Consider the following 11807-nt stretch of genomic DNA (forward strand, 5'->3'; position numbering starts at 1 on the left):
TATGCCACTACAAAAAATAAAACGAAGCTACCGTAAAACCCGGTATGTAGTTTACAAAGAAACCCTTGTAAACTTTAAAGAACATCTATGGGCATTTATGGGCGCTTTTGTAGGCATGGGCATTATATCATGGTTGCAATATGAAGCATTCCCACAACAGGATTATGTGTTTCTTATCGGTTCTTTCGGAGCCTCATGTGTACTGATATATGGTGTAATACAAAGTCCGCTGGCACAGCCCCGCAATCTTATTGGGGGACATTTACTATCGGCTGTTATTGGGGTGAGCTTACAGAAACTCATGCCCGAGATGGTATGGCTTTCGGCTCCACTTGCAGTAGCCTTATCAATTGTTGCGATGCAGATGACCAAAACCCTGCATCCTCCCGGAGGTGCAACGGCTCTTATTGCTGTTACCGGAAGTCCGCAAATAAAGGCCCTTGGTTACGAATACGTACTAAATCCGGTATTGAGCGGTGCGATGATATTGCTTATCATAGCGCTTATTTTTAATAACATTCCTCATAACCGCCAGTATCCTTCGGCTCCTGCCGTAATAAAATTCAAAAAGTTCAGAAAAACACTGAAAAAATCAGTCAAAGTATAAAACATATTATATATCAAATGCTCAAAATAAACAAGATACACCATGTAGCGATAATCTGTTCGAACTACGAGAAATCAAAACATTTTTACGCTCATGTTATGGGATTCACCGTGGTTGCCGAAAATTACCGGAAAGAGCGACAATCCTATAAACTTGATCTCGCGGTTAATGATAGTTATGCAATAGAACTGTTCTCGTTCCCTAACCCACCACAAAGGGTTTCCCGCCCTGAAGCGGCCGGATTACGCCATTTAGCATTTGAAATTGATAATATTGAGCAAGCTGTTGCATGGCTGAATGATAACAATATTGTATGTGAACCTATTCGTGTTGATGAATTTACCGGTAAAAAGTTCACTTTCTTTTCAGACCCCGATGGGCTTCCTTTAGAAGTTTATGAAAAGTAGATTGATGTATTTATAGCTTTTTAAAAAGTACTGTTTGTTTAGATATTCTAACTATCGAAAAATCAAAGTATCGAATTATCGATTAGTCCAACTGTTGAAAAATCTAAAAATCCAACAATTTCAAAACGTAAAAATAGATTACCTTTGGGGTTTACAAAATATTTAGAATCATGGTTTACAAATTCAGAGTTATACTTGATGCAGAAGAAGATATCTTTAGGGATATCGCGATAGAAGATACTGACACACTGGAAGATCTGCACAATGCCATAGTAAATGCCTTTGGCTTTGACGGCATGGAAGCTGCTTCTTTTTACAGAAGTGATGACGAGTGGTCGCAGGGAGAAGAGATACCATTGTTTGACACGGGGGATGTACCCGGAGAACAAAGAACAATGGCTGAATTTGTACTTGCCGACAACCTTGATCAAAGCGAGAATAAAATCATCTACGTTTATGATTTCCTGAATATGTGGACATTCTTTGTTGAGTTGGCTGCTATTGAAGAGCCTGAAAGCGGAGTGGCTTATCCTGAGCTTCTTTTTGCTCACGGAGAAATGCCTGCCACAGCACCTGATCAGGCTTTTGGTGCCGATGATCTTGATGATGACCTGTATGGTGAATTTGACGATGATTATGATGAGGAAGACTTTGACATGTTTGATGACGACCAGAGCTTTGGCGAAATGGATGACCATAACTGGAATTAAAACGAAGTTACAAAGTAACTGAGCTTCAAAGTGGCAAAGTTTTAAAGCCACATCCGATTCTGATTAAAAAGTAATAACTTATATTCATAGTCTAAAACTTTGCTACTATGCAACTTTGTGACTATGCAACTCAAAATAGATGATCAACTTATTCAACACACACATAGAAAGCCTTTCTCTTCACAGAGTAGGCAATAAAAGCCGAAATGAGGCTTACTTTTTGTCTGAACAGCCCTATAGCCTTACTGATGAAATTGTCCCTTTACTAAAGGAATATTTCTTTAAGCCATTCAGAGACAAAGAAGAAAACTATTTTCAGTTTGCTCACGATGTGCATTTGGATTACCACGATATGTACAACTATGCTACAGAGATTTTTACAAATCCTGACAGCGTACATGAAGTATCTAAAAAGATAACAAAACACCTTTTTGAGCAATCAAACCATCCGCATATTAAAAATGGTGAGGTATATGTTACTTATCTTACCCACCTTACTATAGACAACAATCCGGTTGATGCCATTGGTATCTTTAAAAGTGAGATTAAAACCGATTTCCTTCAGCTTGAAGAAAAAGGAACCAATCTTGAGCTATTGTTACAACAGGGAATCAACCTAAACAAGCTTGACAAAGGCTGTATCATTTTTAACTACAAAAAAGAAGAGGGGTATAAAATACTTACTGTAGACAGCAACCGTTATGATGCGCGTTACTGGCTGGAGCACTTCCTGTCGGTTGATGCTTTCCAGGATGAGAACTTCATGACGAAAAAGTACATGAAATTTGTTCAGGAATTTGCTAAAGACGTTATCCTGCCGGCTGAAGATAAAAAACAGGAAGTTATGTTTATGAACAGGGCTGTAAACCACTTCGCTAAAAATGACGAGTTTGAAGAAACCAAATTTTTGAATGAAGTAATGGACAATCCGGATCTGATTCCTGAATTTAAAAACTACAAAGTAGAAAAAGCACCAAAGTACAGCATTGAAGATGTAACTTCTTTCCCTATTGCTAACGCTGCCGTTAGTGATGTTAGGAAAACCATTAAAAATGTTATCAATCTTGATACCAACATCCAGATTAAAATGGACTTCATTAACCCTGAAAGTGCTGAGAAATTCGTAGAAAAAGGTTGGGATGAGGAAAAACAAATGTACTATTACCTTGTTTATTTCAACAAAGAACAAAAATCGTAATTATTTAAATTACAATATCTAAAGAGGCCTTTGGCCTCTTTTTTGTTGTTAAAACATTCGTAAAAATGATATGCTAACATACTTTTATCTTTTTGTTACTGTATTATTTCCTAATTTTCCTTAATAATTTCAGGAGGAACACTATGATAACAAAGCTCAGACTGCTTGTATTTATGGCATTTTTTGCCAGTGCTTCGTTATGGTCTCAGGTAACCCCTCCGGTAAAAAAAGATACCATAAAACCACCTAAAGACCAGATGTATAAAAATCTGGAAGACTATTCTAAAAGAAAGAAATTCACAAAATTCATCCATAAGCTCATCTTTAAACCGGTAGAAAAACAAAAACCGGCGCTTTCAAGAAGGAAAGAAAAAGAGCGAAGCCCGGAGATGACAACCAGCCTTAGCAGTGCTGAAGGTAAAATCGTTAGAAAGATTAATATTGAAACGCTTGACCCTTTTGGTTACTCAATTAACGATACCACTAAAAAAGCCAAAGACTGGATTCAGCGGGCAGGTAACAGCGTTCATCTTAAAACGAAACAATTCACGATCAGAAATCTGTTATTAATCAAAAAAAACAGGCCGCTCGATACCCTGTTGGTTAAAGAATCTGAACGTTTGATAAGAAGCCAGCGTTACGTCAGGAGGGTTGTAATTAAGCCTGTAGCTATTGCTAATAATCCCGATTCGGTAGATGTATATGTCAGGGTATTGGATTCCTGGAGTCTTATACCTAATGGTTCTTTCTCAAGCTCAAGTACATCTATGGAAATTACTGAAAGGAATTTTTTAGGACTTGGCCATGAATTCCGTAATGATTTTAAAAAAGAATTCAAGACGGGAGAAACGGAATATTATACCCGATATACGGTACCAAACATTATGAATACCTATATCAACGCATCCATAAACTATGAGATATGGAAAAATGACAGCTACCTTAAAAGCTTTGGACTGGAAAGACAATTCTTCTCTGCCTATACTAAATGGGCAGGAGGGGCTTATGCCGAATCACGAGTAATGAAAGATTCGCTTCCTGATGTTAATAATGACTGGAAGCTTTTAAATTTCAAATCGGATGCTCAGGATTTTTGGGCTGGTTACGCATTTAAAATTTATGAAGGTGATTCAGAAGCAGAGAGAACAACAAGACTGGTAACCACCGGAAGATACTTTTCGCAGCATTATAAAGAAAAGCCCTCTGTAGCTTATGACTCTGTAGGTTATTACGGAAATGAGAAATTATATCTTGCCAGTATCGGTTTAACCTCACGTAAATTCGTGCAGGATAAGTTCCTTTTCAATTACGACATCGTAGAGGATATCCCCATAGGGAAAGTATATTCGCTTACTTCAGGCATGCAATATAAAAACAATGAACACCGGATGTATTTGGGTGGGCGTTATGCTTTTGGTAACTATTATAACTGGGGATACTTTTCCATAAATGCCGAAGCGGGTACTTTTTACTATAAAAACAGAACCGACCAGACAACTCTGGCAATAGATATGCTTTACTTTAGTAATATCAAAGACTGGGGGCAATGGCGTTTCAGGCATTTTATAAAACCGGAACTTGTTTTTGGTGACAACAGGATGGCTATTATAAAAGATCAGCTAAACATAAATGAAGCCAATGGTTTACAGGGCTTTAATACACAATCGGTATTAGGAACCAAAAAACTCGTGCTTACCTTACAAACACAGTCCTATTCTCCATGGAACATATTCGGATTCAGGCTTAATCCTTTTACAAATTTCAGTATGGCAATTGTAGGCGATGAGCAAAATAAACTTTATGAAAGTAAAGTATACAGTAAGCTGGGATTTGGTGTACTACTGTACAATGACTACCTGGTATTTAACAGTTTTCAGCTTTCTTTTGCTTATTACCCAAGTATACCGGGTCAGGGAGAGAATATCTTCAAAACCAATTCCTTTAAGAATAACGACATATTGCTTCCTGACTTCCAGGTTGGTAAACCAACAGTGGTCCCTTATCAATAATAATTCTATTTCTTTTAAAATATCGGTAACAAAACATTACACTGGTCGTCTTACTTAAAGAACCATAAAACAATTATTTTGGAAACGATATTAACCATAAGCAACCTTGACAAAAAATTTGGCAAGGTGCATGCCGTAAAAAATGTTTCTTTTGAGATAAAAAAAGGAAATGTATACGGAATTTTGGGACCTAACGGAAGCGGAAAATCAACCACACTTGGAATAGTACTAAATGTAGTAAATAAAACATCGGGTAACTACAACTGGTTTGGCGGTACCTTAGAAACCCATGAAGCGCTTAAAAAAGTAGGAGCAATCATAGAACGTCCCAATTTTTACCCATATATGTCGGCCTACGACAATCTGAAACTGGTTTGCAAAATTAAAGGAGCGCCCGAGCATAAAATATATGAAAAGCTTGAATTAGTTGGACTTTTAGAACGAAAAGATAGCAAATTCAGAACTTTCTCCCTGGGAATGAAACAACGTCTTGCCATTGCTTCTGCCCTGCTTAATGATCCCGAGATACTTATTCTTGATGAACCTACAAACGGTCTCGACCCTCAGGGAATCAGGCAGATTAGGGAAATTATCAGACAAATTGCCGCGTTAGGCACTACCATATTACTTGCTTCTCACCTGCTGGATGAAGTGGAAAAAGTATGCAGCCACGTGGTTGTATTGCGAAAAGGAGAAATGCTGTATAGTGGGACGGTAAACGGAATGATTGCCAATGAAGGCTTTTTTGAGCTTCAGGCTAATGATAATACTGTTTTAGCCGGAATGCTTTCGCAACATGAAGCTATCGATAAGATTGAAGAAATTGAAGGCAGGCTCCTGGCCTATCCTAAAGCACCATTGGATCCTTCAGAACTGAATCGCTACTTATTTGATAAAGGCATAAGTCTGAGTCACCTGTCACACCGAAAACATAGTCTTGAAGAGCAATTCCTTCAATTAACTTCTAACAAACCTTCAAACTAACAGCCATGAAACGTCTCTTATCAATAGAACTGGAAAAATTGTGGAAAAACAGGGCCAGCAAAGTACTTGTAATTACCTATTTCGTATTACTTACCTTAATAGCTCTTTTAGCTTCAGTTAATTTCAGCATCATCGGAATAGATTTCCGTTTAGCAGATTTAGGAATATTTAACTTTCCTTTTATTTGGCATGCCAATACATGGCTGGCATCTATATTGAAAATATTTCTTGCCATTGTTATCGTTTCAATGATGGCTAACGAATATACATACGGAACACTAAAACAAAATCTTATTGATGGTCTGAGCAAAAAAGAATTTGTTTTATCAAAGGTGCTAACCGTGAGTCTTTTTGCTCTTGTGTCAACATTATTTATTTTTATAATGACACTGATACTCGGTTATTCTTTTTCATCTTACACAGAAACTTCAATTGTGTTTACTGACCTTCAGTACATTGTTGCATATTTTATCAAACTCATTGCATTCTTTTCTTTCTGTCTCTTCTTAGGGGTTTGGGTTAAACGTTCTGCTTTTGCAATTGGGTTTATACTGTTGTGGTTTATCGGCGAACAGGTTATTCAGGGACTACTGTATAAATTTGTATTTGAAACAAGGCAAGCTCTGAATCAGGTTGCTCAATTCTTTCCAATGGAATCTATGAGCAATCTAATAAAAGAACCCATATCACGATTCCAGCTTTATAAAACAATAGAAAACCAAATAGGTGGTCAGGCTAGCATAAAAGATTATGATGTACATTGGTATCAAATCGCAATCGTGATTTTCTGGACAGCTTTCTTTATCTACATGTCATACAAAATATTAAAGAAAAGAGACCTGTAAGTTTCAAAATATAATGATTGTGAAGGGGATTTTATATAAAATCCCCTTTATTTATTATTTAACTTAAAATCAGCTTAATGTAAATTTATATATTTACAGCAAGAAAAATTATTGCCCTTGCTATGAAAACTCAATTTACACTTATTATGCTGATTTTATTTGGCATAAGCCCCCTGCTTGCCCAAAATGACTGCTCCGATGCCATTACTGTATGCGGAAATACCGGTTTTACCGGACTTAATGCTACCGGAGGAGGAAATATAGATGAAATATTTAACGGTAATAATGACTGTAGTGTAACTTCTGAAGCTAACAGCCTGTGGTTAAGACTCCCAATAAACACCAGTGGAACTTTAGGCTTTACCTTAACACCTCTTAACCCTGATATTGATATAGATTTCGACTTTTATATTTTTGGACCTAATGCAACCTGCGGAAATCTTGGCCATACTATTCGCTGTTCTACCACAAATCCGGCAGCAGCCGGTTCTTCCTCCAATCAAACCGGAATGAATGATGTTGAAACAGATACCTCTGAAGGACCTGGTGAGTTTGGAAACAATTTTTTACAATGGCTTACAGTTCAGGCAGGTGAAGTATATTACCTTGTAATAGACCGCCCTATAAACCCTAGTGGTGTTACCTTAGATAGTGATTTCTCGATTGAATGGACGGGTACTGCAACTTTTTATGCTTCTCCCGAATTTGTTAATCCTCAGCTACAGTCTACTGACATTGTAAAGTGTGACGATGATGCTATAGATGATCAGATGACCCTTTTTGATCTGACTACTAACGAAACGATGTTTCTTGCTGGTCAGCCAGATGTAGTACTTACATATCACCACAATATAAACGATGTTATTACAGGTGAAAATCCTATAGCAAATCCTTCAGCTTATACTAACACCAGTAATCCTGAAACCATCTACATGAGAATGAGCAGGACTACTACCGAATGCTTTGTGACCGATCAATTTGAAATTGAGGTAACAAATCCTGTGACAGCCGGCGAACCTGACAACCTCGAATTATGTGACTTTAACGAAACCGGTAAACAAAAATTCAACCTTACAACAAATGATGCGTTGATACGAAATGGAAATTCATCAACTTCAGTAACCTATTACGCTTCTCAAAGCAATGCGCAGCAAAAAGTAAATCCACTGCCGGGCCTGTACGAAACCGGCACCACTACAATTTGGGCAAGGCTTGAAAGTACAGCTACTTGCCAGGGACACGACATAGTATCATTTACAGTGACTGTGACTCCGTTACCGGATATCATCTATACACTTGATGTTAAAGATTTAACCGAAGACGACAACTCTATTGCTGTTGTTATGGATAACGAACAGGATTATGAATTTGCAATTGATAACAGTTCCTTTAGTGACAACCCTTTATTTACAAGACTTGAAACTGGACCGCATACGGTTTACATAAAAGCAAAAAGTGGCTGTAAAACCGTTAGTGAAGAAGTAATAATATTAAATTACCCTAAATTCTTTACGCCTAACGGGGATAATGAAAATGAAGTATGGAGAATTCCTTACCTTAACCTTCATCCTAATGCACAGGTGACCATTTTTGACCGTTACGGAAAGATTATTACCGGATTTACAGGAAGCGGCAGCTGGGATGGCACTTTTAACGACTCTAAACTCCCATCAACAGATTATTGGTTTGTATTACAGCTTACTACGGGACGAATAATAAGAGGGCATTTTTCAATGATCAGATAATTTTTCATATTTTTATTGAAAAATTAACATTGCTATGCTGTGAGGATTACCTGCACACTTATATTGTTGCTTTTATTTTCCCTTGCTGTAAAAGCTCAGAACGACTGTCCTGAAGCTATTATAGTATGCGGGGATGCGAACTATTATGACCTTGACGCAACAGGTTGGGGTGATATTCAGGAAATAAGCCTAAGCAATGCATGCTGGAGTCAGGAAAACAATACCGTATGGCTTAAGATACTTATCAATCAGGGTGGTACCCTTGGCTTTTTACTAACTCCTGAAAATAGTGATATAGTAACCGATTTTGATTTCTGGATGTTTGGCCCCGACGTGGAATGTAACGCTTTAGGTACCGCCATTCGATGCTCTACTACAAACCCCGGTGCGGCAGGCCTTGATTATGTTACAACCGGTATGAACGGCACTGAAACAGACATCTCAGAAGGTCCGGGTCCAGATGGTAATGCCTTTGTACAATGGATTACTGTTCAGGATAACGAAACCTATTATCTGGTTGTAGACAGACCACATGGTTCAGGAAATTTTTCAATGGAATGGACCGGAACAGCTACATTCCATACAGTTCCTGTTTTTCTTAATCCGAACAATATCAATACAGACATACATTTATGTGATAAAGATGGTATAAACGACCAAAAAACAGTATTTGACCTTACAGTACATGAGGCTATGTTTTTAGGTGCTCAAAGCCCGATGGTTGTGACTTACCATCAATCCCTTAACGATTCGACCAATGGTGTAAACCCTATAGCTAATCCTCAAACGTATGTAAATCTTTCGGTTCCTCAAATAATATACATGAGGATGACGAATGTTATAACAGGCTGTTTTACAACCGAAACACTTAATATAATTCTCGATCCTCCGATGATTTCAGGTATGCCATCTGATCTCACAATCTGTGTCCCCTACAGCAATAATGGAATTGGAGAATTTGACCTGACCCTAAATGATGACAATGTTAGGGGTAACAATCCGCCCTCTACAATAGTCACTTACTATACTTCACAAGCTAATGCACAAGCCGGAGTTAATCCTGTTGGTCCTTTATTCACCAATACAATCCCTGACCAGCAAACACTTTGGACCCGTTTGGAAGATGTTGATGGATGTTTTAGTTATAATTTTTATCCGTTCGATCTTATTGTAAATCCAATACCTGTTTTTAACAATCCCGGTAATATTCCACTGGATATTATACAATGTGATAACGATGGCATAAGTGACAATCCAAATGTTTTTGACCTGACTATTCACAAAGATATGCTAACCAATTCGCAGAGTGAGTTAGTGATTACCTACTATCTCAATGCTAATGATGCTGAAGAAGATATTAATGCAATAGCAGGCCCGCAGGTATACAATAACAATGTTGATTCGCAAACCATTTACATGCGTATAACAAACATACTCACATTATGTTATGATACGCTGTCTTTTGAAATTATTACCAATCGTGTTTTAACCGGAACACCAAACAATCTTGCGCTTTGTGATATTGACCAGAATGGATTCAGGGAATTCGATTTATCTGAAAATATTCCGCTTATACAAGATGTTTACACCGATGCTACGGTAACTTTTCACACATCACAAGCTGACGCTACAAGTGGCACTAACCCAATTAGCTCTAACTATACCAATTTAGTAGCTTATGAAACGCAAACCATTTGGGCAAGACTTGAAAAAGACTTTGGGACGTGTATCGGATATGATATAACTTCGTTTACTATTTCGGTAATTCCACTCCCTGAAATTACCAATCCTGACAATATCTCCTTTGATCAGACAAAATGTGACCTTGACGGTATAGACGATGGTTCGACAGAATATGACCTCACTATCCATGAGGATACAATGATAGGAACACAAAACAACGTTGTGTTTAGCTACTATTTAACACAACAGGATGCTGAAGATGCTACAAACCCTATTAGTACTCCTACTGCCTTTGCAAATACTGTTAATCCGCAAACTATTTACATAAGACTTTACGATTATGCTACGCAGTGCCATCAAACCGGAAGTTTTCAGATAAATACTTTGTCAATTCCTCACATTGCCCCGCAACCGCCATTACTGGTTTGTGATGTAAACAATGATGGTCATGCCTTATTTAACCTTGATCCGGTAATTCAGCAAATCACTACTGATTTAGGAAATGTAGTCGTTACAATGCATACTACGTTTGACGATGCTTTTTTTGGTGTTAATAATATAAATAATACCGATGCTTACCCTAACATAAATGCAAATACCCAAACGATTTATATTCGTGCAGAATCAGCTCCCGGTTGTGTTGACATTCAAACACTGCAACTCATTGCCAGCCCTGTGCCTGTAGCAGCAACACCTGACGCCTACCCTCTTTGTGATGACGGAGCTAATGATACAGACGGAGAATCAATTTTTAACCTTACCAGTAAAAATACACAGATACTTAACGGGCTTGATCCTGCTCAATATTCAGTTAATTATTACATAAGTGAGCAGGATGCAATAGCAGCTACCAACCCTATCACTAACCCGATGAGCTATAGCTCAGGCAATGCAACTATCTGGGCCCGTGTAACCAACAATGTAACAGGCTGTTTTGACATAGTAAGCTTTGAGCTTATCGTAAATCCTTTACCGGTTCTGATAACCAACCAAAGCACCTACACACTTTGTGACAGTACAGAACCTGTGGAAGTAGAGACCTTTGATCTTACATCAAAAATTCCGGACTATATAACCAGTGAGAATGGTATTATTGTAACCTTTTACCATACATTTAATGAGGCTACAACCGGTATAAACGCTATAGCGAACCCGACAAATTACCAAAATAATGAACCCGGGGTAGAGACAATATTCATACGCTTTACTATTGAAGCTACAGGATGTTACAGAATTGGTTTCCTGGATGTAAGAACCTATCCTTTACCCATAATTCTTGAACCAACTCAGGAAGATCTCACTGTGTGCGATACCAACGGATCGGGTATAGGAGAATTCAATCTTCAAGCATTAGTGTCAGATATGCAGAACGGTGAACCGGGGCTTATTATAACTTTCCACGAAACAGAATTAGATGCAAAAAATGGTATCAATGCCATTCCCAATACTACAAACTATATCAATGCTACTCCTACCCTGCATCTTATATGGGTTAGAGTTACCGAACCTGCTTTTGGATGTTTTAAAACCTACATGATTACCCTGACGGTAGAGCCAGCACCACAGGCGCCGGCATTAGAGGATTTGGTATACTGTGATGATCAGGATAACAACGACCA

At 38.0% G+C, this 11807-nt stretch carries 9 protein-coding genes; all 9 read left to right on the forward strand.

Annotated features, from left to right (window positions below; translation table 11 throughout):
• The first annotated feature begins 1 nt into the window (after position 1).
• The gene (locus ACFSR3_RS05300; RefSeq protein ID WP_379820045.1) at positions 2–607 is read left to right on the forward strand and encodes an HPP family protein; all 606 of its coding nucleotides are present in this window, start codon (positions 2–4) and stop codon (positions 605–607) included.
• A 17-nt stretch (positions 608–624) separates the two neighbouring features.
• On the forward strand, positions 625–1014 hold the full coding sequence (gene gloA2, locus ACFSR3_RS05305; RefSeq protein ID WP_379820046.1) for an SMU1112c/YaeR family gloxylase I-like metalloprotein: 390 nt from the start codon (positions 625–627) through the stop codon (positions 1012–1014).
• 170 nt (positions 1015–1184) lie between these two features.
• The gene (locus ACFSR3_RS05310; protein WP_379820047.1) at positions 1185–1724 is read left to right on the forward strand and encodes an IS1096 element passenger TnpR family protein; all 540 of its coding nucleotides are present in this window, start codon (positions 1185–1187) and stop codon (positions 1722–1724) included.
• 139 nt (positions 1725–1863) lie between these two features.
• The gene (locus ACFSR3_RS05315; protein WP_114759075.1) at positions 1864–2922 is read left to right on the forward strand and encodes a nucleoid-associated protein; all 1059 of its coding nucleotides are present in this window, start codon (positions 1864–1866) and stop codon (positions 2920–2922) included.
• Positions 2923–3065: 143 nt separating this feature from the next.
• Complete coding sequence (locus tag ACFSR3_RS05320) at positions 3066–4931, forward strand: hypothetical protein (protein WP_379820048.1); 1866 nt, start codon at positions 3066–3068, stop codon at positions 4929–4931.
• A 78-nt stretch (positions 4932–5009) separates the two neighbouring features.
• On the forward strand, positions 5010–5915 hold the full coding sequence (locus tag ACFSR3_RS05325) for an ABC transporter ATP-binding protein (protein ID WP_379820049.1): 906 nt from the start codon (positions 5010–5012) through the stop codon (positions 5913–5915).
• Positions 5916–5920: 5 nt separating this feature from the next.
• Entirely contained in the window at positions 5921–6760 is an 840-nt protein-coding gene (locus ACFSR3_RS05330; RefSeq protein ID WP_379820050.1) for an ABC transporter permease, read from the forward strand.
• A 122-nt stretch (positions 6761–6882) separates the two neighbouring features.
• The gene (locus ACFSR3_RS05335; protein WP_379820051.1) at positions 6883–8505 is read left to right on the forward strand and encodes a T9SS type B sorting domain-containing protein; all 1623 of its coding nucleotides are present in this window, start codon (positions 6883–6885) and stop codon (positions 8503–8505) included.
• Positions 8506–8571: 66 nt separating this feature from the next.
• Positions 8572–11807: hypothetical protein (locus tag ACFSR3_RS05340; RefSeq protein ID WP_379820052.1), on the forward strand; the 3236-nt coding region annotated here is incomplete at its 3' end.

Origin of the sequence: Flavobacterium suzhouense, from assembly GCF_042684765.1 — a bacterium.
In the GTDB taxonomy this organism is placed as follows: Bacteria; Bacteroidota; Bacteroidia; order Flavobacteriales; family Flavobacteriaceae; genus Flavobacterium; species Flavobacterium suzhouense.